At 28.5% G+C, this 26,831-nt stretch carries 26 protein-coding genes; 11 read left to right on the top strand and 15 right to left on the bottom strand.

Going from position 1 to position 26,831, the window contains the following annotated elements; genetic code table 11:
• Window positions 1-18: 18 nt before the first annotated feature.
• Window positions 19-732: a serine O-acetyltransferase gene (cysE, locus tag CRV02_RS03705; RefSeq protein ID WP_375137083.1), complete on the top strand. Its 714-nt coding sequence runs from the start codon at window positions 19-21 to the stop codon at window positions 730-732.
• A gap of 3 nt (window positions 733-735) precedes the next feature.
• The gene (locus CRV02_RS03700) at window positions 736-1,470 is read left to right on the top strand and encodes a sulfite exporter TauE/SafE family protein (RefSeq protein ID WP_129089220.1); all 735 of its coding nucleotides are present in this window, start codon (window positions 736-738) and stop codon (window positions 1,468-1,470) included.
• Here the strand turns inward: CRV02_RS03700 and acnA are convergent.
• Both acnA and CRV02_RS03690 read right to left on the bottom strand, forming a co-directional pair.
• Window positions 1,463-4,003, bottom strand: a complete 2,541-nt coding sequence (gene acnA, locus CRV02_RS03695) for an aconitate hydratase AcnA (RefSeq protein WP_164968956.1) — start codon at window positions 4,001-4,003, stop codon at window positions 1,463-1,465. The genes CRV02_RS03700 and acnA overlap by 8 nt on opposite strands.
• A 63-nt stretch (window positions 4,004-4,066) precedes the next feature.
• Window positions 4,067-4,780 (bottom strand): metallophosphoesterase, encoded by a 714-nt coding sequence (locus tag CRV02_RS03690; protein WP_129089218.1) that lies wholly within the window; start codon window positions 4,778-4,780, stop codon window positions 4,067-4,069.
• Window positions 4,781-4,929: 149 nt separating this feature from the next.
• Here CRV02_RS03690 and uvrA point away from each other — a divergent pair, with 149 nt between their 5' ends.
• Window positions 4,930-7,743, top strand: coding sequence for an excinuclease ABC subunit UvrA (uvrA, locus tag CRV02_RS03685; RefSeq protein ID WP_129089217.1), 2,814 nt, complete (start codon window positions 4,930-4,932; stop codon window positions 7,741-7,743).
• A gap of 32 nt (window positions 7,744-7,775) precedes the next feature.
• Here the strand turns inward: uvrA and CRV02_RS03680 are convergent, their stop codons facing one another.
• Window positions 7,776-8,138 (bottom strand): hypothetical protein, encoded by a 363-nt coding sequence (locus tag CRV02_RS03680; RefSeq protein WP_129083335.1) that lies wholly within the window; start codon window positions 8,136-8,138, stop codon window positions 7,776-7,778.
• 175 nt (window positions 8,139-8,313) lie between these two features.
• Here CRV02_RS03680 and CRV02_RS03675 point away from each other — a divergent pair, with 175 nt between their 5' ends.
• Both CRV02_RS03675 and CRV02_RS03670 read left to right on the top strand, forming a co-directional pair.
• Entirely contained in the window at window positions 8,314-9,363 is a 1,050-nt protein-coding gene (locus tag CRV02_RS03675; protein ID WP_129089216.1) for a hemolysin family protein, read from the top strand.
• Window positions 9,312-9,833, top strand: a complete 522-nt coding sequence (locus CRV02_RS03670) for a HugZ family protein (protein ID WP_129089215.1) — start codon at window positions 9,312-9,314, stop codon at window positions 9,831-9,833. Before CRV02_RS03675 ends, CRV02_RS03670 begins: the two co-directional genes overlap by 52 nt.
• 3 nt (window positions 9,834-9,836) lie before the next feature.
• On the opposite strand, the gene CRV02_RS03665 is transcribed toward CRV02_RS03670, so the two are convergent.
• The 4 genes from CRV02_RS03665 to proV form a co-directional block, all read right to left on the bottom strand.
• A complete protein-coding gene (locus CRV02_RS03665; protein WP_129089214.1) occupies window positions 9,837-10,175 on the bottom strand; it encodes a MerR family transcriptional regulator in 339 nt (112 codons plus the stop codon).
• Between the two features lie 79 nt (window positions 10,176-10,254).
• Entirely contained in the window at window positions 10,255-11,232 is a 978-nt protein-coding gene (proX, locus tag CRV02_RS03660; protein ID WP_129089213.1) for a glycine betaine/L-proline ABC transporter substrate-binding protein ProX, read from the bottom strand.
• 10 nt (window positions 11,233-11,242) lie between these two features.
• Window positions 11,243-12,256 carry a glycine betaine/L-proline ABC transporter permease ProW gene (gene proW, locus CRV02_RS03655; protein WP_129089212.1) on the bottom strand — a complete coding sequence of 338 codons (1,014 nt, stop codon included), beginning with the start codon at window positions 12,254-12,256 and terminating at the stop codon, window positions 11,243-11,245.
• A complete protein-coding gene (gene proV / locus CRV02_RS03650) occupies window positions 12,249-13,466 on the bottom strand; it encodes a glycine betaine/L-proline ABC transporter ATP-binding protein ProV (protein WP_129089211.1) in 1,218 nt (405 codons plus the stop codon). The genes proW and proV overlap by 8 nt, the downstream gene beginning before the upstream one ends.
• 109 nt (window positions 13,467-13,575) lie before the next feature.
• Between proV and CRV02_RS03645 the strand changes: the two genes are divergently transcribed.
• Window positions 13,576-14,229, top strand: coding sequence for a tRNA-uridine aminocarboxypropyltransferase (locus CRV02_RS03645; RefSeq protein ID WP_129089210.1), 654 nt, complete (start codon window positions 13,576-13,578; stop codon window positions 14,227-14,229).
• On the opposite strand, the gene CRV02_RS03640 is transcribed toward CRV02_RS03645, so the two are convergent.
• Window positions 14,226-14,882, bottom strand: a complete 657-nt coding sequence (locus tag CRV02_RS03640; protein ID WP_129089209.1) for a hypothetical protein — start codon at window positions 14,880-14,882, stop codon at window positions 14,226-14,228. The genes CRV02_RS03645 and CRV02_RS03640 overlap by 4 nt on opposite strands.
• A 166-nt stretch (window positions 14,883-15,048) precedes the next feature.
• On the opposite strand from CRV02_RS03640, the gene CRV02_RS03635 reads away from it, so the two are divergent.
• Entirely contained in the window at window positions 15,049-16,680 is a 1,632-nt protein-coding gene (locus tag CRV02_RS03635) for a murein L,D-transpeptidase (protein WP_129089208.1), read from the top strand.
• Here the strand turns inward: CRV02_RS03635 and CRV02_RS03630 are convergent.
• A complete protein-coding gene (locus tag CRV02_RS03630; RefSeq protein ID WP_129083325.1) occupies window positions 16,657-17,814 on the bottom strand; it encodes a hypothetical protein in 1,158 nt (385 codons plus the stop codon). The genes CRV02_RS03635 and CRV02_RS03630 overlap by 24 nt on opposite strands.
• An 82-nt stretch (window positions 17,815-17,896) precedes the next feature.
• Here CRV02_RS03630 and CRV02_RS03625 point away from each other — a divergent pair, with 82 nt between their 5' ends.
• The 3 genes from CRV02_RS03625 to CRV02_RS03615 all read left to right on the top strand — a co-directional run bounded on the left by CRV02_RS03625 (window position 17,897) and on the right by CRV02_RS03615 (window position 21,766).
• Window positions 17,897-18,406, top strand: a complete 510-nt coding sequence (locus CRV02_RS03625) for a hypothetical protein (protein ID WP_129089207.1) — start codon at window positions 17,897-17,899, stop codon at window positions 18,404-18,406.
• Window positions 18,406-19,095, top strand: a complete 690-nt coding sequence (locus CRV02_RS03620) for an SDR family NAD(P)-dependent oxidoreductase (RefSeq protein WP_164968955.1) — start codon at window positions 18,406-18,408, stop codon at window positions 19,093-19,095. Before CRV02_RS03625 ends, CRV02_RS03620 begins: the two co-directional genes overlap by 1 nt.
• Before the next feature lie 109 nt (window positions 19,096-19,204).
• On the top strand, window positions 19,205-21,766 hold the full coding sequence (locus tag CRV02_RS03615) for a bifunctional diguanylate cyclase/phosphodiesterase (protein WP_129089205.1): 2,562 nt from the start codon (window positions 19,205-19,207) through the stop codon (window positions 21,764-21,766).
• A 14-nt stretch (window positions 21,767-21,780) separates the two neighbouring features.
• Here CRV02_RS03615 and CRV02_RS03610 read toward each other — a convergent pair whose 3' ends face one another.
• From CRV02_RS03610 to CRV02_RS03590, 5 genes are all read right to left on the bottom strand, one after another.
• Entirely contained in the window at window positions 21,781-22,488 is a 708-nt protein-coding gene (locus CRV02_RS03610) for a ZIP family metal transporter (RefSeq protein ID WP_129089204.1), read from the bottom strand.
• Between the two features lie 64 nt (window positions 22,489-22,552).
• Entirely contained in the window at window positions 22,553-23,794 is a 1,242-nt protein-coding gene (locus tag CRV02_RS03605) for an OFA family MFS transporter (protein WP_129089203.1), read from the bottom strand.
• 46 nt (window positions 23,795-23,840) lie between these two features.
• Window positions 23,841-24,752: a class I SAM-dependent methyltransferase gene (locus tag CRV02_RS03600; protein WP_129089202.1), complete on the bottom strand. Its 912-nt coding sequence runs from the start codon at window positions 24,750-24,752 to the stop codon at window positions 23,841-23,843.
• Window positions 24,739-25,218 carry a transcription elongation factor GreA gene (gene greA, locus CRV02_RS03595; protein WP_129089201.1) on the bottom strand — a complete coding sequence of 160 codons (480 nt, stop codon included), beginning with the start codon at window positions 25,216-25,218 and terminating at the stop codon, window positions 24,739-24,741. The genes CRV02_RS03600 and greA overlap by 14 nt, the downstream gene beginning before the upstream one ends.
• Entirely contained in the window at window positions 25,215-25,700 is a 486-nt protein-coding gene (locus CRV02_RS03590) for an RNase H family protein (RefSeq protein WP_129089200.1), read from the bottom strand. The genes greA and CRV02_RS03590 overlap by 4 nt, the downstream gene beginning before the upstream one ends.
• An 88-nt stretch (window positions 25,701-25,788) precedes the next feature.
• On the opposite strand from CRV02_RS03590, the gene sfsA reads away from it, so the two are divergent.
• Window positions 25,789-26,493, top strand: a complete 705-nt coding sequence (gene sfsA, locus CRV02_RS03585; RefSeq protein ID WP_129089199.1) for a DNA/RNA nuclease SfsA — start codon at window positions 25,789-25,791, stop codon at window positions 26,491-26,493.
• Between the two features lie 21 nt (window positions 26,494-26,514).
• On the opposite strand, the gene CRV02_RS03580 is transcribed toward sfsA, so the two are convergent.
• Window positions 26,515-26,802: a hypothetical protein gene (locus CRV02_RS03580; RefSeq protein WP_129089198.1), complete on the bottom strand. Its 288-nt coding sequence runs from the start codon at window positions 26,800-26,802 to the stop codon at window positions 26,515-26,517.
• Window positions 26,803-26,831 lie beyond the last annotated feature (29 nt).

Below are 26,831 nucleotides of genomic sequence, written 5' to 3'. Positions count from 1 at the left end.
TTAAATGAACAAAAGAAAATATCGTTATGGAAACAAATCAAAGAGGATTTTTCTGTTCCTAAACAAAATGACCCTGCTTTAAACTCTAGCTTTGAACTATTTTTCAACTACCCTGGAGTTTGGGCTATAGTTAATCATAGAATTGCAAATAGACTTTATAATAAAGGTTGGACAAAAACAGCTAGAGCTTTAGTTGGATTAGGTTCTCTTCTAACTAAAACAGATATTCACCCAGCTGCTACTATTGGAAGAAGAGTATTTATTGACCATGCTATTGGAGTTGTTATTGGTGCTACTACTGTTATAGAAGAAGATGTTCTTATTTATCAAGGTGTAACATTAGGTGGAGTTAGTCTTGATAAAGGAAAACGTCACCCTACTATTAGGGCTAATGCAGTTATTGGAAGTGGAGCTAAAGTATTAGGAAATATCATCATTGATAAAAACTCTAAAGTTGGTGCAAACTCAGTTGTAGTTTGCGATGTTCCTAAAAACTCTACAGCAGTTGGAGTTCCAGCTAAGATTATCAAAAAAGATAAAAAGAATTGCAAGCTTGCCCATGATGATTTACCAGATATCAATAAAGAGATGTTTAAATATCTTATTGAAAGAATTCATATTTTAGAAGAAGCTCTAAAAGAAGAAGATGGTATTGATGTAAGTGATAAAGATAAAAAACTAGAAGAAGATTATAATAGATTTATTAACGCAATGAACTCAATAAAGAAGTAAAAAATGTATGAACTTTTAGCATTTGGAGCCATGACAGGATTTATCTCAGGATTTTTCGGTGTTGGGGGAGGAATGGTTCTTGTTCCTATGCTTCTATTTGCTGGTTTTATTATGAAAGAAGCTGTTGCTATTTCTATTATGCAAATGGTTTTCTCTTCAATTTATGGTTCATTTCTAAACTCTAAAAAAGCTAAAAATGTTTTAAAAGATGGTTTAATTATCGGTATTGGAGGCTTTTTTGGAGGTTTACAAAGTGGTTTTATTATCACAAACTTTTCAAATGAAACTTTACAATATGTTTTCATAGCTATTTTACTTTACTCTATAATCTCAATTTTTAAGTCTCCTGCTGAAATCAATGAAGAAGAAAAGAAAAGCAGTAACAAATTCTTTTTATTTATTATTGGAGCCTTAATTGGAGCTATTGCTATGAGTATAGGAGTTGGTGGTTCAATTCTTTTAACTCCCCTACTTGTAAGGTTTTTAAATTATGATTTAAAAAAAGCTACATCATTGGGACTATTTTTTGTTATCTTCTCATCAGTTGCAGGTTTTACATCACTAACTGTAAATAATCAAATGCTATTTCAAGAAGGTGCAACTGTTGGTATAGCTTCACTTATTGGTGTATACTTTGGAATAAAACTAAAAAATAGTATAAAATCAACATCATATAAGAAGTATATTCTACTTTTATATATTGTGATTTTTATATCTATGGTTTATAAAACTATCTAAAACTATTAAACAAAAATGGAAAAACTCCTCCATTTTTGTAATACTTCAACTCTAAACTAGTATCAATTTTTATTTTTAAAGTAATTTGTACCTCATCAAATCCTCTATTTATATAAGCTTTTAGTTTTCCCTCTACTTTTAAAATATCCATTTCAAAAGAGAAGTTCTCATCACCTTTTAGTTTTAAAGACTCTATATCATCATCTATAAACTCTAAAGGTAATACTCCATAAGAGATTAAATCCTTTCTATACTTCTCATCAAAGGATTTTGCAATAACTGCTTTTACTCCAAGAAGATTCATTCCTTTACTTGCCCACTCTTTTTGTTCACCCTTACCAAAGTTTTCTCCTGCAATAACAATAAGTGGCTTTTTTATCTCTTTAAACTTTTGCGACTTTTCATATATAGAGACAATTTCATTATTCTCATAATCAAAGGTATAAGCACCCTCCTTTGATACCATTTTATTTTTTAGCTTTGGATGCTCAAATAGTCCTCTTGTTATAAGCTCTGCATTTGCCTTTCTACTTCCAAAGGTATTATATTCAAAAGACTTAACTGCTTTTTGCTCTAAATACTTTGAGGATGTAGAGTATAAAGGAATTTGTCCCATAGGAGAAATCTGTTCAGTACTTATTTCATCATCAAACATTGCTAGTATTCTAGCTCCTTGTATATTTAAGCTATCCTCTTCTTTTTCTTCATAAAATAAAGAACCTTGTATATATGTAGAGTTTTCATTCCATTTATAGTTTTTACTATCTTCTACTTCTAAGCTTTGCCAAAACTCATTTCCTTTAAAGATGTCTTTGTATATATCCTTATATAAAGTGTAATCTAACTCACTCATGTAATCCCCTACTTCTTTAGAACTAGGCCACAAGTCTTTAAGATATATATCTTTATCATCTATAGTACTTATTACATCCTCAAATAAATCAAACTTTGTAGAACCAACTATAGAGTAAATAACTACTAAAGAAGGTGATGATAGATAATTATAGTTAATTAAAGGATGAAGTCTCTTTTCAAAATTCTTATTTCCTGAAGTTAAAGAGCATACATCTAGTTTATTATCTTTAATATCAAACTCATACTTATCTTCTAAATTTCCAAAGTTCTCACAAGCATAACCTGAAATATAAAAACCTAGATGCTCTAAATATTTAAGTAAGTCTAGCTTTTTCAAAAACTCTTTGATTGCTAAAGACCCAGGAGAAAAAGATGTCTTTACATGCTCTTTTGTATGTAGCCCAAACTCATAAGCTTTTTTTGCTACTAGTGCTGCATGTAATATTAGATATGGATTAGATGTTGTAGTACAAGAGGTAATAGATGCAACAACCACATCTAAATCTTTTAAATAAGAACCACTTTTATTAATCTGTTGTTCTTTTAGTTCATCTACTTTTATATGTGAATGAGCTTTATTTGGTCCAGCAATTGCAGGTTCTAACTCTTCTAAGTCAAAATCTATGATTTCATCAAACTCTAATACCTCATCACTATAAAAAAGCTCTTGTCTTTGTAAGTACTCTTTTAACAAATAAGCATAGTCTTCATTATCTCTTGTTTTATTAAAGTAGTCTACTGTTTTATCATCTATAGTAAAAAATGAACAAATAGCCTCATACTCTGGTGCCATATTTGCTATAGTAGATCTATCCTCTAAAGTTAGATGTCTTAATCCCTCACCATGAAACTCTACAAGCTTTCCTTTTATATCATACTCTTTAAGTTTACTTGTTAATGTTAATACTAAATCAGAAGAAGTAACTCCTTCTTTTAACTTACCATGTATATTCACTCCTACTACTTGTGGTAAAATTAAAGATACAGGCATTCCAAGTATTGATGTTTTTGCTTGGGTTTCATTTACTTTCCAACCTAATACTCCTAAAGAGTTAATCATAGGAGCATGGGAGTCTGTCCCTATTAAGGTCTCTGGATATATAAAGTTTTTATCTTCGATTCTTTTTAAGTGTAAAATAGTAGATAGGTATTCTAAGTTTACTTGATGACATATACCAGACCCTGGTGGAACCACCCTTAACTTATCAAAACTATTTTGTGCCCATTTTATAAACTGATATTTCTCTTTATTTAATTCATACTCTTTTTCTATATTACTATCAAAGCTATATTCTTCTTTATCTGTATATATATCTAAAGAGTGGTCAACAACTAAATCAACCATTATTTTAGGATTTACTTCTTCTACATTTTTTCCTAGGTTTTTAAAAGAGTCTCTTATTGAAGCTAGGTCAACAAGTACAGATACTCCTGTATAATCTTGCATTATGACCCGTGAAGGATATAAACTAATCTCTTTTCTTTCTTTCTTTTCAAAGATTTTGATTATTTCTAAAAATTCATTTTCACTATTTGCATTTCTTAAATTTGCTTCTAAAAGTATTTTTAGAACAACTGGTAGTTTTTTTAAACTTTTATTCTCTTCTATTACAGCTTTTATATCATAGTAATAAAATGTCTCATTTTGTATTTCGAAACTATTTATATATTTATCCAACTCTTTTTTCCCTAATATAACAATAATATATTACTATTATAATCAAAAGTATTAAAAAACTAGTTAGACAGATATAACTTCATTTGTTTCTATACAATATGCACTTAACTTACCTAAATCTTCTTCTTTTTTGTAACAACATCCAGTATCTACATTTATATAGTGTTTACTTGTATCTACTTTAGAAATAGGAGTGTGTCCATATATATTAAAAATAGTACAATCTTCTTTGGGAGGTTTTCTATTCCATAAAGCATATTGTTCTACTATCTCTTGGTTCATATCAAACTCTGCTAAATGCCAAACATCTGCAAAAGAAGCATGGGATATAACTATTGGCTTATTATTTTTATTTTCATTTAGTTTTATATATAAAGGTAAAGTCTTTAACCATTTAATGTCTTCTTTGTATTGATTAAAGCCTTCATCATTTTTATTACAAATTAGTTTTCCATCATATTTGTCTACTGCTATTAAGTTATATGACTCTAAAGTCTCTTTTCCTCCATTTTTTATCCAAGTATCTACAAAACCTGTAAATGGAATATTAGGATACTCTTTTATAAAGTATTTACTATAATCAATCATCATCTTTTCATGATTTCCTAATGCACATTTATATTTATTATCTCGTATAAACTTTATTACTTCATTTGATTTTACACCCCTATCAACAATATCACCTACAAACATAAGTTCACTATCTATAGGAAGCTTTTTAGCCAATAGTATTAAATCATCAAACTCACCGTGAACATCACCAATTATATATGTCATAATAACTTCCTAAGAGAGAAATAATCTATATAATAATTACTTTAACCTAAAGAAGAGAGAAATTTTATTAACTAACATTTTATCTATATCTAGTTTCATTTTTATTTGGTATAATGCCCACTTAAAAATTTAACGGATATTGGAATACTATGCAAGATAAAATCAAAATATTTAATGCCAAAGAAAATAATTTAAAAAATATAAATTTAGAGATTCCGAAAAATAAATTAGTAGTTTTCACTGGACTTTCAGGTTCTGGTAAATCTACTTTAGCTTTTGATACTTTATATGCTGAAGGTCAAAGAAGATATATTGAATCACTTTCTGCTTATGCAAGACAATTCTTAGATAAAGTAGGGAAACCTGATGTTGAAAGAATTGAAGGTTTAACACCTGCTATTGCAATTGATCAAAAGACAACTTCTAAAAACCCAAGGTCAACAGTTGGTACTATTACTGAAGTATATGACTATTTTAGACTTTTATATGCAAGAGTAGGAAAACAACACTGTCATAAATGTGGAGAACCTATTTCTCAAATGAGTGCTAGTGATGTTATTGAACAAGTATTAAAACTTCCAGATAACTCAAAGATTGTTATCTTAGCTCCATTAATCAATAGAAAAAAAGGAACCTTTGCAGACTTACTTGAATCTTTAAGAGGTAAAGGTTATGTAAGAGCTATGATTGATGGTGTTATGGCTAGACTTGATGAAGATATTGAGCTAGAAAAAAACAAAATGCACACAATCAAAGTTGTAATTGATAGAGTTGTAGTAAAAGAAGAAAACAAAGATAGAATCGCTCAAGATGTTGAGAAAGGTTTAAAAGAGTCTTTTGGAGAGCTTGAAGTTGAAGTTATGAACCATGAGCAAGTTGGAGTTGATAAACACATTCACTACTCTGAACATATGGCTTGTTTTGATTGTAAAATATCTTTTGAACCATTAGAGCCTTTATCATTCTCTTTTAACTCACCAAAAGGTGCTTGTTCTTCTTGTGATGGTTTAGGTATTAGATATGCTTTAGATATGAAAAAAGTAGTAAACGATGAGCTATCACTAGAAGATGGAGCTATTAAAATCATCTATGGGTTTAACAAGGGTTACTACTTTAAGATGCTTATGGCTTATTGTGAAGGTGCAGGTATTGATATAACAATCCCATTTAGAGAGTTACCAGAACATCAACAAAAATCAATTTTACATGGTGGAGTTGAAGAGGCTAAGTTCACTTGGAAAAGACATAGTCTTACAAGAAAATGGGAAGGTATTGTAAAAATTGCCTATGACATGATTAAAGATGAAAAAGAGATGGCTGAATTTATGACTGAAAAAGTTTGTTCAGACTGTGGAGGAAATAGACTTAAGCCTTCATCTCAAAGTGTTTTTGTAGCAAATAAAACTATTGCAGATGTTATAAATAAACCAATAGAAGAAGCACACAAGTTTTTCCAAGATGAAAAAAACTTTGAATACTTCTCTGACCAAGAAAAGATGATTTCAGCTCCTATCTTAAAAGAGATAAAAGAAAGAATCTTCTTCTTATATGACGTAGGACTAGGATATATTACTCTTGGACGTGATGCAAGAACAATTTCAGGTGGAGAAGCTCAAAGAATTAGAGTTGCCTCACAAATTGGTTCAGGACTTACAGGAGTTATGTATGTACTTGATGAGCCATCAATTGGTTTACATGAAAGAGATACAAGTAAACTTATCAAAACACTAAAAGCCTTACAAGAAAAAGGTAATACTGTAATTGTAGTTGAACATGATAAAGAGACTATTGAAGCTGCTGATTATATTGTAGATATTGGTCCAAATGCAGGTAAATTTGGTGGAGAAATTGTTTTTGCTGGAACATTAAAACAGATGAACAAAGCTAAAACTTTAACTGCTCAATATGTAAGTGGTAAAAAGAAAATTGATTATCTACACAATAGAGCACAAGAAGAGTTTATTAAAATTCATAATGTAAATATCAATAATATTGAAAACCTAAGTGTTGAACTTCCACTTAAAAACCTTGTATCAATTACAGGTGTTTCCGGTTCTGGTAAATCTTCACTTATTTTACAAACCCTACTTCCTGTTGCAAAAGAACTTTTAAATCATGCAAAAAAAGTTAAGAAAATTGATGGAGTAGAAATTGAAGGATTAGAAAAGCTTGATAAAGTTATCTATCTTGACCAATCACCTATTGGAAGAACTCCAAGAAGTAATCCAGCGACATATACAGGTTTAATGGATGAGATTAGAACACTATTTTCTAAAACAAAAGAAGCAAGTCTTAGAGGATATAAAATTGGTAGATTCTCATTTAACGTAAAAGGTGGAAGATGTGAGAAGTGTCAAGGTGAAGGTGAAATCAAAATTGAAATGCACTTCTTACCAGATATCATGGTTAAATGTGATGATTGCCAAGGTAGAAGATATAATGCACAAACTTTAGAGATTTTATACAAGGGCAAAAATATCTCTGATGTACTTAATATGAGTGTTGATGAAGCTTTAGAATTCTTTGTAAAAGTGCCTAAAATAAAAGCAAAATTACAAACACTTTCAGATGTTGGTTTAGGATATATTACTTTAGGACAAAATGCAGTTACACTTTCAGGTGGAGAAGCTCAAAGAATCAAACTATCAAAAGAGTTAAGTAAAAAAGACACTGGAAATACTCTTTATGTACTAGATGAACCAACTACTGGTTTACACTTTGCAGATGTTGATAGACTGACAAAAGTTTTACACCACTTAGTTGAAGTAGGAAATTCTGTATTAGTTATTGAGCACAACCTTGATATTATCAAAAACTCTGACTGGGTTATTGATATGGGTCCTGAAGGTGGAAGTAAAGGTGGACAAATTGTTGCAGAAGGTACACCAGAACAACTTGCAGCAAACTATAAAAAAACAAAATCATATACAGGGTATTATTTAGATAAAGAGATAAACTCTTAATATAAGAAACAGCTTGGAGCTTATACAGCTTCTTAAGCTGTTTCTTCTTTGGCTTGAGAAATCAAGTAGGCTTTTAATCTCATCATCTCATCAGTAGGATACTGATTTTCAGCCTCACCTCTTATAGCCTTTACATAAAAGTCTTTTGATTGGTTATTAAAACCAAAGTTTAAATTTGTAAGGACAACTTCTTGATATGGTACAGAGTTAACTTTTACATCTGTAGAAGAAGTTTCTTCACTCTCTTTTGCTTTTAAGAACTCTTCACGAATAACCTCTTTAGGTTCGTTTCCTTCTTTAAGTTTTGCAATTTCATTAGAAGGTTGAACCTGCTGAACTAATAATTGATTATTCTGAGCAGCTTGGTCAATTTTTGGGATTAATCCATATTCCATGATTGCCTCCTCATTGCATATAACTAATTATACAAAAATTTTTGAATTTTTGTCAAAAAAGAATACTTTAAAGATATATTTTGGTATTATATGCTGTTAATTTTAATCAAACAAAGGAGTAATTATTGGAAGATAGTTCCCAGAGGCGTAGCTTACTACAGTTTAAAGGTTCAAAATGGAACTTTTAATTATCCTCTTTATAGCCGTAATTGGCGTTTCTTTTTTATGTTCAGTTTTAGAGTCTGTGATTCTTTCAACTAACTTTTCGTATATTTCTGTTTTAGAAGAAAAAAATCCTGACGCAGGTAAACTTCTTAAAACTTTAAAAACAGATATTGACAGTTCAATTGCTTCAATTTTAATTCTTAACACTATTGCAAACACTTTAGGTGCTACTGCGATTGGTGTACAAGCACAAAATGTATTCAGCGGTGACAAAACATTAGTAATGATTGTATCAGTGGTACTAACATTTGCAATTTTATTCTTTGCAGAAATTATTCCTAAAACAATTGGTGCAGTTTATTGGAAACAATTAGCTCCTGTTGCTGCAAGAATTATTAAGTTCTTTGTAATTATTACTTATCCTATTATTGTAGCAACTCAGTTTGTTACTAAGAAAATAAAAGGAAAAGACAACAGCGATTCAATTTCTAGAGAAGAGTTAATTCACACGACTTTATTAAGTGAAGAAGAAGGTGTTATTGGAGATTTAGAGTCAGATATTATAGAAAATACTCTAACATTAAATGACATTAAAATCAAAGATATTTTAACACCTAGATCAGTTATGTATGCAATTAATAAAGACTCTATTATAAAAGATATTTTAGAAGATAAAAGAACTTATAAGTTTTCAAGAGTTCCAGTATATGATGAAACAATTGACAACATTGTAGGGGTAGTTCTTACTAAAAAGCTTTTCAAACAAGCTATTAGAGACAAAAATGCAACAATGGAATCTATTATGAAACCTGTTTTTGCATTAAATGAGAATATTCCTGTAGGAAAAGCACTTAGCAAGTTCATTCAGAAAAAAGAACATATGTTTATTGTTCTTGATAACTATGACCAAACAGAAGGTATTATTACTTTAGAAGATTGTATTGAAACTCTTCTTGGTTTAGAAATCATGGATGAGCTTGATACAACTGCAGATATGAGAAGACTTGCATTAAACAAAATGAAAGCAAAAAGAAAGGAAAGAGCATCGAAAGAAGCATAAAAGAGTTCCTTTCTGAATTCAAAAGTTTAGTAATCTCTTCATTAGATGAGCATAACTTACCCTTTACAAGTTATGCTCCATTTATACTAAAAAACAATAGATTTTACGTTTACCTTAGTACTATGGCTAAACACTCGCATAATCTAACAAAAAATAAAAATAGCTCAATCTTTTTTATTGAAGATGAACAAAGTTGTGAAAATATTTTTGCTAGAAAAAGAGTTGTTTATCAATGTTCTACAAAAAAGCTATCTCGAGACACAGATGAATTTAATGAATTAATCTCTTTATTTGAGGATAAACATGGAAGTACTGTTTCTATGTTAAAAGATATGAAAGATTTTAGTTTTTTTGAATTTGAAGTTGTTTCAGGGGAAGCTATTTTAGGTTTTGGAAAAGCTTATAATCTTGAGAAAAAAGATATATTTGAACTAGTGAATAGAAAAAGTTCAAAAGGACATCAAAAGTAGAAGTTATATAACTTCTACGTCTGTTACATCTACTCCAGAAAGTTTTTCTAGTCTTTGTTCTATTAACTCTAAGAAGTCAGCTCTATTTTTTTCATCCATGTTATTCTCTAACATTTCAGTAATATACTTAATTCCATTTGCATTTATTTTTTTAACACTTGCTAAATAGTGAACAAACGCAATAATTTTCACATCACTAATTGAATATAATTTTTTATTAGTTTTTTTAGGAGGTAAAAGACCTTTATCTTCATACATCTTAAGTGTTCTAACTTTTGCAGTTAGTAACTCAGCAATACTACTTAAAGGTAAAACATCTTTAGCATTATCAAGTAAAGCCAATTAATATCCTTTTTTAAACGAATTATAAATCTTTTTATTTAAAAAGAAATTAATAGGGCTTATAAGCCCTATTAATCAGTTATTTAGCTGCTTTCGCTTCTTTAATCCAAGAATTGATTTTTGCTTGATTTTTCTCTAACCAAACCTTAGCATGTCTTTTAATATCTTTTTCTTTGTTTTGACCATTTGCCATAAGCATATTTTGTCCAGAGATATCATTTACATCTATTTTAATTGTATTAAATAGTTTTGCAATATCTTTGTGGTTTGTTTTTACACTAGCATTTGCAACAATTCTTTGGTGGTTAATATTAAACCCATAATCTGCACCATTTGGTAACTTAGTAGAATCTGTATTTGGATTTGCACTATGAGTTACTTGTAAGAAAACAACATCTTTACCAGGAACTAGCTTACCAGAAACCCAGTATGGAGTCCACGTATAATAAAGAATTGATTTACCAGTTTTATAGTTTGCAATTGTATCAGCAATAAGAGCAGAATACTCACCTTGATTATGTTCAACAGTATCTCTTAAACCATAAGCATCTAATTGATGTTCAATAACTTTCTCACATCCCCAACCTGCATTACATCCACTTAAATCTGCTTTTCCATCATTATCGTGGTCAAAAAGTTTTGCTATTTTAGGGTCTTTTAAATCATTTACATATTTGATATTATGTTTTTGAGCTGTTTTTTTGTCTATTAAATACCCTTGAGCACAGTTTAGAATAAACTTATTATATTTTGTAATTTTAGAGTCTCCACCAACTGCTTCTAACTTTGAGTTATGTAAAGGATCCCACATTGAAGCTAAAAAATATACATCTTCACTATTTGCATTGTTTGCAATAGTTTGAAAAGCAATATCATAATTAACTTCATTTACATCTACTACTTCATGTCCCATCTTTTTTAAAACTTCAGTTACAACAAGTGTTTGAAAAACCTCTTCTGCAATTGTTGATTTTAAAACATGAACTTTTGCACCAAATAAAGAAGTAGCTACCGCAAGTGAAGCTAATCCTGTAATAATTAATTTTTTACCAAACATATAATTCTCCTTATTTTTTTAGTAATTTATAAAAAAAGCCTACTGGACCTTTTTCAAACCATTTTGTTTTATCAGTTTTATCTTTTTGTCCCATTGCCTGAGTTAATCTATCTAAAATAACTGCAAGTAAAACGATACCTAAACCACCTACTGCAGCAAGTCCAACATCAAGTCTTCCAATTCCTCTTAAAACCATCTGTCCTAAACCTCCAACTGCAATCATAGATGCAATAACAACCATTGATAAAGCTAACATTAGAGTTTGATTGATTCCTGCCATAATTGTAGGCATAGCAACAGGAATCTGAACTTTAAATAACATTTGCATAGAACTAGCTCCAAAAGACCTAGATGCTTCAATTAAATCCTCTGGTACTTGTTTAATACCTAAGTTTGTAAGTCTTATTAATGGTGGTAATGCAAAGATAATAGTTACAATAACTCCTGGTACATTACCAATTCCAAATAGCATTACAATAGGAATTAAATATACAAAGGCAGGAGTTGTCTGCATTGCATCAAGAATTGGACGTACTATTTTATTTGCAGTGTCACTTTTTGCACTCCAAATTCCAAGAGGAATTCCTATAATTAAAGAGAAGACTACAGCCGTTATAACTAATGCAAGAGTAACCATTGCTTCTTCCCAAGCCCCAATAAAACCAATTATAAAAAATGATACTAAAGTACCAAGAGCCATCTTTTTAGAAGAGAACTGCAATGCAAGTAATACAAAAAATAAAATTACTACATATGGATTTAAAAATAGTAAAAAAGATTCTATTGATTTTAAAACAATATCAATTGGCACCTTTGTAGCAAGAAAAAACTCTCTAAAGTTTTCTACTGTCCAATCAATTGCATCATTTGTCCAAGTATCAAAAGGAATTAAAGCCTCTTCAAAAGGATTTAAAAAATCAAAACTTTTTGTCTCTTCTTCTACTGTTGTTGTTTGAGACCAATCAACTGATGACTCTTTATTTTCTTGAGCAGTTGAAGCATTACCCCATGGATCATTACTCATTGTCAACTCCTTCATCTAAAACTCTTAAAAGCATCGCTTTTGAGATACTTCCTTTATATCTGTTATTATCATCAACTATTGCAACAGGGAAAGAAGCTTCCGCAATATCACTAATAAAATCACTAATTGCTGTTTCGCAGTTTATAGTTTTTTGTTCAACTATCGCTGTCTCAAGAGTTCCACCTTTTGAGTTTTGCTCTTTTAAAGACTCAACAGTAACTAACCCTACATATGAATTGTTTTTCTCAATAATGTATCCAAAATCTTTATCCATATCAGATAGATATTGAAGTGCAGTTTTTACTCCTGTTCCTTCTCTTCTAATAATAGTTGGATTATTTTTCTTTGCAATATGAGTTGCTGTTAAAACAGAAGTAACATCAACACCTTTAAAAAATGATTTAATATAGTCATTTACAGGGTTGTTAACAATCTCTTCAGGTGTACCTATTTGTGAAATCTCACCATTTTGCATAATTGCAATTCTATCGCCAATCCTAATTGCCTCATCTAAATCATGGGAAATAAATACAATTGTTCTTTGCTCATTACTTTGTAACTCAATAAGCTCATCTTGCATCTCAGTTCTAATAAGTGGGTCAAGGGCAGAAAAAGCTTCATCCATAAGCATGATATCTGGGTTGTTTGCTAGTGCTCTTGCAAGCCCTACTCTTTGTTGCATACCACCACTTAATTCATCAGGATAAGAAAGTTCATGTTGTCCTAAGCCAACTTGCTCTAAAGCTTTTCTTGCTTTTTCATATCTTTCGTTTTTAGTAACACCACTTAATTCTAGTCCAAAAGAAACATTATCTATAATATTCATGTGAGGCATCAAAGCAAATGATTGAAATACCATTGATATTTTTTCTCTTCTAATATCAATTAGTTCTTTATCATTTAAATTTGTTACATCAGTTTCATCAATATAAATGTTTCCCGAAGTTGGTTCAATTAGTCTATTAAGAAGTCTTACTAAAGTAGATTTACCAGAGCCTGAAAGTCCCATAATTACGAATATCTCACCTTCATAAATTTCGAAACTCGCATCTTGGACACCAATTGTCATACCAGTTTTATCAAAAATTTCTTCTTTTGATAAACCATCATCTAACATTTTTAAAGCTTTTTTTGGTTCAGCTCCAAAGACTTTAAAAACATTTTTTACGATTAATTTTTTCTTTTTCTCAGAATTAATATTAAACTCCATTTCATAATTATTACATTTAACATGTAATTTTATAGCACTTATTATGTATAAAATTCTCTTAAAACACCATAAAGCAATAAACTTAGTAATATTTTTGTAAAATTACATAATGAATAAGATTGAAATAGATATTAACCAAAGAGACTTCTGCTATACATGTTATAGACCTAGCGTTTCATGCATGTGTGAATATATAAATAAAATAGAAACAAAAACAAAATTTATAATTTTGATGCATCCTAAAGAGTTTAAAAAAACAAAAAATGGAACAGGACAGTTTACAAAAAATACATTGAGTAATTCTGAGTTATTTATTGGTATAGACTTTACAAATCATACTAAAATAAATGAATTATTGGAAGATTCTAGCAATGATTGCTATTTGTTATATCCGAATGAAACAAGTTTAAATTTAAGTAAGGAAAAGATTCCTTCAGAGAAAAATATTGTGATTTTTATTATTGACTCAACTTGGCCTTGTTCAAAAAAAATGATTAAAAGTAGTAAGAATCTACAAAAACTAAAGATGCTTAGTTTTGATGCAGATAAGTTATCAGAGTTTAAAATAAAAAAACAACCAAATGAGTATTGTTTATCAACAATAGAATCGACTCAATATATTATTGAATTATTAAATAAGCAAAATATAGAAAATATTGCAAAAGAGGAATTATCTAATATGACTAAACCTTTTGAAAAAATGGTTGAATATCAATTAGAGTGTTTAAAGAGAAGAAAAGACCCTAGGTATAAAGCCTATTAATCTTCTTCTTTAGATGTATTTCCCTCTTCTAGTTCTTTTTGAGCATCTGTTTTAAGCAGTTCCTCTATTTTTTTATCAATAATATCTAATGTTTTTTCTTGTGTCTCGTAAGATATTTCAGGAAGTTCTCCTCCCCACATCTTCTCAGCTTCTTCAAATCCTTGAACAATACCTTTTCTAGCTTCTTTTAGTGCTTCTACATCATCACCTGCAAGATTAACAACAAAAGAACTAACTCTCTCAGAAGTTTTACTTACACCAAAAAAACCTTCATCTGATACTAATTCTTTTGCTTCATCTGGTGATAATTCAGTAATTGGCTTACCTTCATACCCTATTGAAGCAAGACTAAATCCACCATCAATCTCTTTTCCAGAAAGAAAATCATAAATCTCAGTATTGTTAATAATATTCATCAACGAATTTTGAGCATTTGTATTAGCCTGAGAAAGCTCAACACTTTTAATATTCAAAAATACTTTCATACTCTCCATTGAGATTGAAACATTTACAGCTGAGTTATGTATAGAACTATTTTTTTGTTCCATATTAGTATTAGAAGATTCTTCTGCACCCTTAACAGTCTGTTTTTTATTAGAGATATTATCTACATAATTCTCTAATTTTTGCATATTTAAATCTACAGCTTCCATAATAAGCTCCTTATAATACTAAATTATATTAACACAATTCTTAAAATTAGTTTAAAGATAACAGAATGTATCATTAAATTTTTAAATTAATTTTTATTTTTTTATTTTTATTTATATATTTAGTTAAAATAACCTATAATGAAAAAAACTAAATTGGTTATTTAATATGAAAACACCTTTTTTTATCTTTATTATTTTTACTTTTATGCTTAATTCATTTCTATGTAGTACAACTTTAGAACTTATTACTAGCAATGATAAAAGAATCAATAAGTATTATTATTATTTTAATAATCAAGCAATTTGGATTGATAAAAATAATCAAATTAAAGATATTGCTTTTGACTTAATTGAAGAGATAAAAGATGACAAAATACTTAAGCCTTTTGTAAATAAAATATTTAATATTAAAAAAATCGAGAATTTATTAGAACATAGAGACCATTTAGAAAAAACTAAAATAATTGAACTTGATACTCTTTTGACTAAAACTTATGATGAATATATGAACTACCTTGCAAGAGGTTTTATAAACTGGAAAAATTTTATTGAAGAATTAGAAAAGATAGAAGAAGAGAGTGAAATAAAAGCAAAGTGGTCAAAATATGAAGTAAGAAAAAACAATATAAAACTACTAAAAACATCAATTGAAAAAGATGATATAAACTATGCCTTAAAGCAAGTAAACTATACTTTTCCCTATGCCAATGATTTAGAAGAAGAGATTACAAGACTAGAGAAAATCAAAGAAACAGGAGGATATACAATAACTCCTGAAATTTTACAGCCTCTAAAAGTAGGAAATTTTTACCCACAAATAGAATTTATAAGACAAAGACTATATGAAAGCAAAGATATAGACTCCTTAGAGTGTGCAAAAATAGTAAAAAACTGTCAATACTATTTTGATGAAAAACTTTTCAAAGCTGTAATAAATTTTCAAAAAAGATATGGTCTTATTACTGATGGAGTAATAGGGAAAAATACTATTGATAAATTAAACACACCTATTGAAGAGAAAATAAAAGTTCTTAGAGTTAATCTTGAAAGAATGAGATGGCTTCCAAGAAACCTTGGTGAGAGATATATTTTAATAAATATTCCAGCATATAAATTAAAACTATATGAAGAAAAGAAAGTTCAACTTAAGATGGATGTTATAGTAGGAAAAAAGAAGTTCCCTACTCCTATTTTTAGTCATAAAATGTCAGAAGTAATAGTCAATCCATATTGGAAAATTCCTCAAACAATTGTTAAAAATGAGATAATTCCAAAACTTACAAAAGACTCAGAGTATCTAGCAAAAGAGAATATCAAAGTATTTGAAAACTGGGATGTAAACTCTTTAGAGTTTGATGTTAGTAAAGTTGATTGGAATATGTATGTAAACAATGATTTAATAGGAACACCCAAAGAAGCTCCTATGAGATTTATACAAACCCCTGGTGGCTCAAACCCACTTGGAAGAGTTAAGTTTTTATTTCCAAATCAATACTCTGTTTATTTACATGATACACCTGAAAAACAATATTTTAAAATGAGAGAAAAAACTCTTTCACATGGATGTATAAGACTAGAAAAACCCTTTGAACTATTTGAAAATATTCTTACTATAAACAAAGATGATATTAAAATTGTAAAGAAACTTGAAGAGAGTGATTATAAGTTAAATAAAAAGATTCCTATTCATATAGTATATTTAACTGCTTGGGTAGAGAATGATAAACTACAGTTTAGAGATGATATTTATAACTACGATAAAATACAATCTAAACTATTGTTTGAGTCCACTTTTTAGTTTTGGCTTTAAAGTTTGGATTTCATCAAGACTTAAAAAATATTTATCTTCAACAATATATTTCATAAATCTTACTTCTGCATTTGTAAAACCATCAAGCTCTTTTTCTTTTATTGAAGTATCTCTTTTTGTAATCCTTACTCGTCTTAATTTACCATTTTTATTTTTTACATAATAAACAATATCAAAGTCACTACTATTTATTTTTTCAATAGTTACAAAAATATTTAAAATCTCTGCCTCATAACTGGGAACTAGTTTTTTAAAGTCTTCTATACTTAAAAACCCTACATAAAGCTTTGTATAAATATCAAAGAAATTCATAAGCCTTTTTGATTTTAAAAAGTTTAAATCAACTATTTGCTCACCGTTTTGTCTTGATTTTTTTAATATCCACTCTAATGTTTGAAAGTAAATAAATTTTTTGTGTTTTATTGTATAAGCTTCAATAAACTTTTCATCAGTAAACTTAGTTTTAAAACCCTTTTTCTTTCTATTAAATACTATTTTTTTAAGAAAATCAATATCTTCTAAATCTTTTGTAATCCAAATTGTACAATAAGCAGGAAATCTTTTTAATCCTACAGTTCCTTCTGTTAAAATAATTAAGGCTCGTACATGTAAATGAGGGAAAAGAAGTTTTAGTAAAGCATACTTTTTATCAAGTCTTTTATTTAAACTAACTGTTTTTTTAGAGGTACTCATCTCAACAAAATATAAAGCATCATCAGTAAAAAAGAGCGCATCAAACTCTGAGATATCTTTGTAGTTTGATTTATAAACAATTTGAAGACTTCTATCAATCATCAAACCAGTTTTATACTCACTATCAATTCTATTTTGATGTGGACCTTTTAATATGAACTGCTTAATAAATTTATTATTTGAAGCATACTCTAAAAGTAGCTCATAAATAATATTTTCATAAACTTCACCCTTAAAACTATTAAAGGTTGCAATATTTTCAATTGATACATCTTGTTCATTTGATTTTAGCAGTGGCTTAATATTTCGTAGATCATATTTGTAGAAGAATAGATTTTCTTCAATTTTTGAAAAGTTTAAATTTTTTATATCTTGACTTATTTTTAAATGACGCACTCTGTATAAGAAGATTTTATCTTCTTTCTCCATATTTTATTAGTTTTGGGACGATTATAGCCAAAGAAACACCATTTGTAAAGTCTGTTTAATAAAATAAAATTATAATAGAGAGATGAAAAAAATTATATTTTATGTATCAATTATTCTACTTTTTACAGCTTGTTCAAATAAAAATATTTTAGTAAAAAAAGAGTTTACAAATAATTCTAAAAAATTATCAACTCTTATAAGTAAATCCTCTAAACATATAGATAAACAAGAGGCTGAAGAGTTTTCTAAAAATGTTATTTTATACTCTTCATTCCTTGCTAAAAGCTATGAAGTTAACACTCATCCACTAATTCATAACACCTTAATAAACCTTAATCTAAAGGAAAAAGGTTTGTGCTATCATTACGCAAATGATTTACTAAAATACATAAAATATAAAAACTTTAAAAGTTTCAAATTTAAAAAAATTGTTTCAAATCGAAATGATTATTTTGAACATACTGCATTAATTCTAACAAGAGATGATATTTCTTTTGAAAATAGTATTGTTTTAGATGCATGGAGAGATGCAGGGAATCTATATTTTTCAAGAGTTAAAAATGATAAAAAATATATATGGGAGTTAAAATAATGATTAAAAATATACTAATAACAGGTTGTAGCTCGGGGCTTGGCTTAGCCCTTACAAAATTATATTTAGAAAAAGGCTACAAAGTATTTGGAATAAGTAGAAGAAAACCTGATATAGAGAATGAAAACTTTACCTTTAAGGAGTTTGATTTATCAAGACTTGAAACTATAAAAGAGGAGCTTACTACTTTTATAAGTGATATTAAAGAGCTTGATACTGTATTTTTAAATGCGGGAATGTTAGGTGAAATAAAAGAGATTACAAAACTATCAACAAAAGAGATACAAGAAGTTCTAAACCTAAATGTTTTTGCAAACAAAGAGTTACTAGATATTTTAGCCGAAATAAAAACAGATACTGTAGTTGGTATCTCTTCAGGAGCTTCTAAAAATGGTTCTAAAGGATGGGGTTCATACTCTTTATCAAAGTCATCTTTAAATATGTTATTAAACTTATATTCAAAAGAGATGGTAAATACAAAACTTCTTGCAATTGCTCCTGGTGTAATTGAAACACCTATGACTGATTATATTAGATTTGATATTGATGATGAAGTATTTACTTCTGCAAAAACCTTAAAAAATGGAGAGATTCAAAAGCCAGAGGATGCTGCAAAAAGATTATTTGAAACACTAAAAAGAAAAGATGAGTTTGAAAGTGGCAGTTTTCTTGATGTAAGAAAGATATAAATTCTTTAAACTATATAATTAACTTCAACTATAAATAAGCTTTATATAATGGTTATTTTGATATTTTATAATTTTTAAAAATATTATTCAACCATTTATAAGGCTCCCAATGAACACAAAGACATTTAAAAATTATATTTTCTCTAGTAAAATTATTTTAGTAGCAATAATTTTTCTAATATGCTTTTCCTTTAGTACCTATTTACATACCTCATTAACAAAAAAAGAGTCAATTGAACACTCAACTACAATCTCAAATCAAATTTTTTCATCTATGTATCAAATTATGAGAAAGGGTTGGAGTAGAGAAGATTTAAAAATGTTTACTGACTCTTTAGAAAAGAACTTTGAGGGAACAAACTATGAAATCAATATTTATAGAGCAGATATTGTAAAAGAACTTTTTGGAGATATCAAAGAGAAACAAAAAGATACTACTTTAGTTGATGTTTTAAAAGGAGATATCAAAGAGTATAAATCTTTTGAAGATAATGTTACTAGAAATATCATTCCTCTGCAAGCTTCAAATGAGTGTCTTATGTGTCATGCAAATGCTAAAGTAGGAGATGTTTTAGGAGCAGTTGAAGTAAAACAAGATTTAAATACAATTTTTGATGAATCTAAATTTCAATTTATTATCTTCTTCTTAATTATTACTCCTATATTTTTTATCTCTGCTTTTATTTCTTCTAGGTATACAAGTAAAAAAATCACTAAAAACCTTGATTTATTTAAAGAAAAAGTAGAAAGAATCAACTCAGTAGATGATTTCAAACAGTTTGACTCAAAAAATATTGACCTATATTTTAAAGAGTTTAATGAAATCATTCAAAATGTAGATACTATGGCTGAAAAGCTTAAAAATGTAGCTGTAGACAAAGAGTTATTAGAATTTGAGATTAAACTTCTTGATAAGTTTATTATTACTTCAGATGTTGTAAAAGACTGGAGAGAGTATATTTGTGACCTACTTTTAGAAATTAATAAGATTATGGAAACATATACTTTAATGACTATGTTCAGAGTAGATGATGACCAGTTTGAAGTAGATATCTTCTGGCTAGGAGTTCCTAGAGAAGAAGTAAAAGTTGTTTTTGAGGATTATATAAATAATGTAATCAAAAATTCTGAATACTTTGAAGGAATGACTGACTTTAAAATTAAACACATTATCGCTAATAGAGATAAAAAGCTTGATAATCTAAGAAGAGAAGATATTGAATATAGATCTAAATCATTATTCTTAGATACTCCAAAGATTGGGGGAATTGTAGGTATTGGTTTACAATCAGTTTTATCAACTGACCCTATTAGATATATTGTTGTTGACTCTATTTTAACAACTATGGCTAACTTAGTTGGTTCAGTTAAAGCTATTAACAAATATACGCAAGACTTAGAATACTATGCAGCAAGAGATCCATTAACAGACCTTTTCAATCAAAGAGTATTTAATGATATGATGATTTATGAAATCAAAAGAGCAAAAAAACATGACTACTCTTTTGCATTAATGATTATTGATTGTGATAACTTTAAACCTATAAATGATAACTTTGGACATGCATTTGGAGATAAATTTCTTCAAACAATTGCTGATATTTTAGAAGAAGAAAAAAGAGATGAAGATATTGTTGCAAGGTATGGTGGAGATGAATTTACTATTATCTTACCAGAGTGTGATGCAAATGGTGCACACACAGTTGCCCAAAGAATCTCACAAAGAATTGAAAATGAAAAACTTCTTGCTCCAGATGATACATATGTAGGAATTACAATTTCTATTGGTATTTCAGTATATCCAGAGCATACAACATCTCAAAAAGAGATGTTTATTATAGCTGACCATATGATGTATGAAGCAAAAGATGAGGGTAAAAACTCAATCAAACTTCCTACAAAACAAAATGTATCTGAGATTTTAAAAATGAATCAAGAGAAATCAGCTCTACTTATTTCTGCCATTGAAAACAATGAAATCTATCCATATTTCCAGCCTATTAAACCAGGACTAAGTAATGATAATAACCTTGTTATTCATGAACTTCTTATGAGAATTAAACATGATGATAAAGTATTCTCTGCCTTTGAGTTTATTGAGATTGCTGAAGCTAGAGGGTTAATCAATAAAATGGACTTAATGGTTATAGAAAAAGCCTTTGAAAAAATACAAACAACTAAGTATGAAGGTGTTTTATTTATCAATCTTTCACCTAAATCTTTAATAGTAAATGACTTTATAAATCAAATTAATAGTTTAGTAAACAAATATAATATTGATAAAGAAAAAATCGTATTTGAAATTACAGAGAGAGAAACAGTTAAAAACTTCTCATTACTTGAAAAATTTGTACATAACCTAAAACTAGAAGGTTTCAAGTTTGCTATTGATGATTTTGGTTCTGGGTTCTCATCATTCCACTATATTAAAAAATTCCCTATTGATTATTTAAAAATTGATGGTGATTTTATTATCAATATTAATAAAGATGAAAAAGATAAAGCCTTTGTTAACTCTATTGTTACCCTAGCAAAAGAGTTAAATGTACAAACAATTGCAGAGTTTGTAGAAAGTCAAGAGATAGTTGAAACTTTAGATGAATTAGATATAGATTACTGTCAAGGTTATCATATTGGAAAACCTTCTGAAGAGTTCATTTCACTTAGATAAAACAATTTGAAGCACTATAAAAGTGCTTCACCTAACATACCCACTAAAAAGCCTAAATTCACTCCAAAAGCTATAAATCTACTATTTTTTAACTTCATTGATGGAGCTATATCTTCAAAGATTAAATATAAGATTCCACCTGCTGCAAATAACATCAAAGAAGAAGTAAGTTCTGTATTGTCCTTTAAAAGATAAAAACCAACTAAAGAAAATACTACACCAGTAAAACTTAGTACAAATAACATAGTTAAAGCCTTAGACTTTGAAAAAGCAGAAGACCTTAATTCTATGTAAGAAGTAAAAGCTTCAGGTAGATTTTGACAAGCAATAAATATAGCTAATAAGATACCTGTATTATAATCATAAATAAACACTGCTCCTAAGGCAATTGATTCAGGAATAAAATCTAAAAGCATAGAAAGGAACTGAGGAATTGAAGTTTTATTTTTGTGAATATAATCATCTAAAAAATAAAAAACAATAGCTCCAAGTAAAAAGATTAAAATACTAAAACCTATACTTAAACTATGCATTCCTTTAGGAACCAATACAAAAGCAACAGCAGCGAGCATAATTCCTGTTGCAAAAGCTGTAGCAAAATGAACTATTTCAATTTTTATTTTTCTATTTAAAACAGTTTTTTCAAAGAAGTAAGAAAGGATTCCACCAATAAAAACAGTAGAACCTGCAAGAAAAGCGAATATTATTATTTCATAAGGCATAAAAAAAGACTCCATAAATATAATATTTGATTATATCATAGAGTCTATTTTTAATCTATTTAGTTTATTGTTTTTGTTTTTTTTGAATTGATTTGATATTTATTAACATTGCAATTGATACAAATAAGGCAATTACAAAGAACCCTGCAAATACATATAGTGTTTGAGAATAACTTCCTGTCATATCTTTTACAATAGAGATAATAAGTGGTCCAACTAAACCTGCTGCTGCCCATGCAGTTAAAATATACCCATGAATAGCTCCAAGCTCTTTTGTTCCAAAGATATCACCAATATAAGCTGGAATAGAAGCAAAACCACCACCATAACAAGTCATGATAAAGTATAAAACAACTTGGAAAATCATAATCTCAGTAATTGATGGTAATACATAAAAAGCAATAGCTTGTGTTAAAAAGAAAATAATATAAACAACTGGTCTTGTTAAATAATCACTTAATGAAGCCCAGAAGATTCTTCCTGCACCATTAAAGATACCCATTAAACCAACTGCTGCTGCAGCTGCTATTGCTGAGATTCCTATAACTTCTTGTAAAAGTGGTGAAGCAACACCAATAATTGCAATACCACAAGTAACATTGATAAATAGCATTACCCAAAGACCATAAAATCTAGGTGTTTTAACAGCTTCATTTAAACCTAAAGTTTGTAAGTCTTTTTTTAATTTCTTTTTACCCTCTTTTAGTTTCTTTTTAAACTTCTTAGGTAAATAGTCTTCTTCTGGTTTTTCTAAATATAATGCTGATGAGAACATAACAACAAAGTATGTAGCACCTAAAATAAAGAATGTTGAAGCAATTCCAACTTTTTCAATTAGGATTTCAATTGTTGGTCCCCAAACTGCTGAAGCGAAACCAAATCCCATAATTGCAAGTCCAGTTGCCATTCCTCTTTTGTCAGGAAACCATTTAACTAGTGTTGAAACAGGAGCAATATACCCTATTCCTAAACCACATCCACCTAATACTCCATAAAAGAAGTATAATAAAGCTTTTGATTCCATCAAAATTGCTAAACCAGACCCAGCTGTTCCTAAAGCAAATAAAGATGCAGAAATGATTGCAGAAACTCTAGGTCCATTTTTCTCAACAAATTTTCCCATAAGTGCTGCACTTAATCCTAAGAAGAAAATAGCAATACTAAATGCTATTGTTACATCTGTCAAAGTCCAGTTCATTTGTGTTTGAATTGGGTTTACATATACACTCCAAGCATATACAGACCCAATACAAATATGAACACCCACTGCCGCTAAAGCCATTAACCAACGATTTTTTTCAACCATGCGATTTCCCTGTTCTTAAAGTAGGCAGATTTTATCTAAAAAAATATTAAGCTTTTTCAAAAACCAAATTTTTTAAACTTCTTTCTTCATTGTCTGTAGGAAATGTACTCAGATTATCAATTTTTCTTATAAATCTAAAACTTAAAGCTTCTTCTTTAAACAACTCTTTTATAAAGTTTGAGTCTAGTTCTGGAGCATTTAAACATGATAAAACAACACATTTTTCAGATGCTAATTCATCAAGTTTTCTTATTATTTTTCTATAATCTTTTGTTGCCGCAAAACTTCCTTTTTGAAAAGAAGGTGGGTCTATAATTATAATATCATAGGGTGCAAATTTTCTTATTTTACTCCATGATTTTAAAATATTAAAAGGTAAAAATTTGACCTTATTTAAATCCAAAGCATTTATTGTATGATTCTCACGTCCAGTATTTAAAGCATTTTTAGCCATATCTACATTTACTACTTGCTTTGCTCCTGCATTTATAGAAGCTACAGAAAAAGCACAGGTATATGAAAATAGATTTAAGACATTTTTACCTTCACAAATTGAAGAGATAAACTCTCGTCCTTTTTTCATATCTGCAAAGTACCCAATATTTTTATTTGAAAAGTTTAATTGATATTTTAAACCATGCTCAATAGCTTGTGTCACTTTTGGCAAAATACCTTTTAATACTTCATTTTCTCCACCATTTAAATATCTTCGTTGAAGGATTAAACACTCAAAGTCATACTCTTTATAAATTAACTCTAAAAGTTTTATAAGCTCTTCTTCTACTTCTTTTTCTATCTCTTCAAAAAAGACAGTAAATAGTATTTTATCTATGCTATCAATTGTTAAAAAAGAGAATTTTTCATAGAAATTTCCCCTACCATGAAAAACTCTTTTAAACTCTTTTGTTTTATTTTTTAAATTCTCTTTTAGAATATTTTCTAAATCATTTATATTCATATTTTTTTATCTCTATTACTTCATATTCATATGTTTCATTATTTATTGTAAACTCAAACTCTTCATTTAACTCTTTTGCTAAAAGTGCTCTACCAAGGGGAGATTTATTTGAGATTAGGTTTTCATTTGGATTAGTTTCATATGTTCCAACTATACAAAAAGTTTTTTCTTCTTCTGTTTCTAAATCTAAAAGCTTTACACAAGAGCCAAAGTTCACTTTTTCATGGGGAATTTTATTTATATCAATTACATCGCTATTTTTAATAATTCTATCTAAAAACCTAAGTCTTTTATCAATATTTCTAATCATCTCTTTTGCAGAAATATACTCAGCATTTTCACTTCTATCACCAAATTGAGCTGCTATTTCTTTCTCTTTTACCCAATGAGGTTTTTCTACTTTTAAAAGCTTATTAAATTCACTTACAAACTTTTGGTAGCCTTGTTCTGTTATTAATTCTTTCATTTTGAAATTGTATCTAAAGTTATATTTCTAAGCTCTTTTCTTGCTTTTTTATCTACTTTTGAAAAGATTAAATCAATCTCATCTTTTAATGAGCTTTTTTTATGACCTTTTACTTTTATAAACTCTAAATCATATTTTTCATTTAGATAAAAAAACTCTTCATATAGTAGATGATTTTTGATTTTTTTATTTGTGGAAGTAAAATAGTTATTCTTTTTTAATTTTTCTTCTCTATTTAAAAGAGAAAAGATATTTTGACAATCAGTATAAATAAGAAGTTTATCTTTACTATCAATAGTTTTCAAAGCCCAAAGTAAACACTCTAGTTCTAATTTTGTTGAAGATGTATCCTCAAACTTTTTTATCTTGATTTCATTTTCATCAAAATTTTCTATCTCATCACAAAGATAAAAAGCACCAATACCCACTTTACTCTTTGGATTAACACTTCCATCTACAAAAACTTTTTTTATTTTTTCCATGGGAAATTATAGCTACTTTTTCTATATTGTAGATTTTATAAAAAAATAAGCCAAGTTATATAAAATACAAAAAACAAAAAGGCCTTTTATGAAATTTGAAGAATTAATACATGGAAAACTTATAAAAAGATATAAAAGATTTTTAGCTGACATTACTCTTGATAACGGTGAAGAGATAACAGCCCACGTGCCAAATAGTGGAGCTATGACTTCCTGTATTGAAGACAACTGTGATGTTTGGGTTACTTTTCATGATAATCCAAAAAGAAAACTAAAATATACTTTAGAACTAACAAAGATGGGTGAAAACCTCATTTGTACAAATACAGGTGTTGCAAATAAAATTGCCATTGAAGCTATTGAAAATGGAACTATAAAAGAACTTCAAGGCTATGATAACCTAAAGCCAGAACAAAAGTATGGAAATCAAAATAGTAGAATCGATATTTTGCTTTGGAATAATGACAGCAATAAAAAATGCTTTGTTGAAATCAAAAGTGTAAGTCTAAATCTAGGTGAGACTCTTGCTTTTCCTGATGCAAAAACAACTAGAGGTCAAAAACATTTAGAAGAATTAAGAGATATGGTAAAAGAAGGTCATAGAGCTGTTATGCTTTATGTTATTCAAAGAACAGACAACTTACCTTTTAGAATAGCCCATGAAATAGATAAAAAATATAATGAGATTTTTGAAGAAGTAACTTCAAATGGAGTTGAAGTATTAGTTTATCAATCAGATATAAATCTTGAAGAAATAAATATCAAGGGTGTAAATAAAGGAATTAAAAACTAAAGACATAAAGGCTTAAAGCCTTTATGAAAGTTCAGTCCCACAACTTTGGCACTCTTTTCTAAACCATCCTCGACCTGGGAACTTTTTACACTTTGGACACTTCCATAAGAATATTGTAAAGCCCATATATATTACAAAACCAGCAATCCCTGCACGGAACCAAAAATCTTGACCTTGTCCAAATACCTGGTCAACACCTTTTATAATCATTACTATACTTGGAGTTAATAGTATAAAAAAAATCGCAGCTGCTATTTTTGCATTTCTAATAACTTGCGCAAACTCTTTTTTTACTTGTTCCTTATTCATAAAAATCCTCTTTTAAATTAATTAAAATA

The organism is Arcobacter sp. CECT 8989, from assembly GCF_004116715.1.
In the GTDB taxonomy this organism is placed as follows: domain Bacteria; phylum Campylobacterota; class Campylobacteria; order Campylobacterales; family Arcobacteraceae; genus Halarcobacter.
This window is presented reverse-complemented; position numbering and strand designations above follow the sequence as displayed.

What these genes read in the sequence shown, in the direction of transcription:
- CRV02_RS03605 (WP_129089203.1), bottom strand. Translation starts at nt 23,794, where the DNA reads ATGGTTGAAAAAAATCGTTGGTTAATGGCTTTAGCGGCAGTGGGTGTT.
- proV (WP_129089211.1), bottom strand. Translation starts at nt 13,466, where the DNA reads ATGGAGTTTAATATTAATTCTGAGAAAAAGAAAAAATTAATCGTAAAA.
- proX (WP_129089213.1), bottom strand. Translation starts at nt 11,232, where the DNA reads ATGTTTGGTAAAAAATTAATTATTACAGGATTAGCTTCACTTGCGGTA.
- CRV02_RS03620 (WP_164968955.1), top strand. Translation starts at nt 18,406, where the DNA reads ATGATTAAAAATATACTAATAACAGGTTGTAGCTCGGGGCTTGGCTTA.
- CRV02_RS03690 (WP_129089218.1), bottom strand. Translation starts at nt 4,780, where the DNA reads ATGACATATATAATTGGTGATGTTCACGGTGAGTTTGATGATTTAATA.
- greA (WP_129089201.1), bottom strand. Translation starts at nt 25,218, where the DNA reads ATGAAAGAATTAATAACAGAACAAGGCTACCAAAAGTTTGTAAGTGAA.
- CRV02_RS03640 (WP_129089209.1), bottom strand. Translation starts at nt 14,882, where the DNA reads ATGGAAGCTGTAGATTTAAATATGCAAAAATTAGAGAATTATGTAGAT.
- uvrA (WP_129089217.1), top strand. Translation starts at nt 4,930, where the DNA reads ATGCAAGATAAAATCAAAATATTTAATGCCAAAGAAAATAATTTAAAA.
- CRV02_RS03600 (WP_129089202.1), bottom strand. Translation starts at nt 24,752, where the DNA reads ATGAATATAAATGATTTAGAAAATATTCTAAAAGAGAATTTAAAAAAT.
- CRV02_RS03610 (WP_129089204.1), bottom strand. Translation starts at nt 22,488, where the DNA reads ATGCCTTATGAAATAATAATATTCGCTTTTCTTGCAGGTTCTACTGTT.
- CRV02_RS03645 (WP_129089210.1), top strand. Translation starts at nt 13,576, where the DNA reads ATGAATAAGATTGAAATAGATATTAACCAAAGAGACTTCTGCTATACA.
- CRV02_RS03635 (WP_129089208.1), top strand. Translation starts at nt 15,049, where the DNA reads ATGAAAACACCTTTTTTTATCTTTATTATTTTTACTTTTATGCTTAAT.
- CRV02_RS03580 (WP_129089198.1), bottom strand. Translation starts at nt 26,802, where the DNA reads ATGAATAAGGAACAAGTAAAAAAAGAGTTTGCGCAAGTTATTAGAAAT.
- CRV02_RS03680 (WP_129083335.1), bottom strand. Translation starts at nt 8,138, where the DNA reads ATGGAATATGGATTAATCCCAAAAATTGACCAAGCTGCTCAGAATAAT.
- CRV02_RS03590 (WP_129089200.1), bottom strand. Translation starts at nt 25,700, where the DNA reads ATGGAAAAAATAAAAAAAGTTTTTGTAGATGGAAGTGTTAATCCAAAG.
- CRV02_RS03630 (WP_129083325.1), bottom strand. Translation starts at nt 17,814, where the DNA reads ATGGAGAAAGAAGATAAAATCTTCTTATACAGAGTGCGTCATTTAAAA.
- CRV02_RS03675 (WP_129089216.1), top strand. Translation starts at nt 8,314, where the DNA reads ATGGAACTTTTAATTATCCTCTTTATAGCCGTAATTGGCGTTTCTTTT.
- CRV02_RS03700 (WP_129089220.1), top strand. Translation starts at nt 736, where the DNA reads ATGTATGAACTTTTAGCATTTGGAGCCATGACAGGATTTATCTCAGGA.
- CRV02_RS03615 (WP_129089205.1), top strand. Translation starts at nt 19,205, where the DNA reads ATGAACACAAAGACATTTAAAAATTATATTTTCTCTAGTAAAATTATT.
- CRV02_RS03625 (WP_129089207.1), top strand. Translation starts at nt 17,897, where the DNA reads ATGAAAAAAATTATATTTTATGTATCAATTATTCTACTTTTTACAGCT.
- sfsA (WP_129089199.1), top strand. Translation starts at nt 25,789, where the DNA reads ATGAAATTTGAAGAATTAATACATGGAAAACTTATAAAAAGATATAAA.
- proW (WP_129089212.1), bottom strand. Translation starts at nt 12,256, where the DNA reads ATGAGTAATGATCCATGGGGTAATGCTTCAACTGCTCAAGAAAATAAA.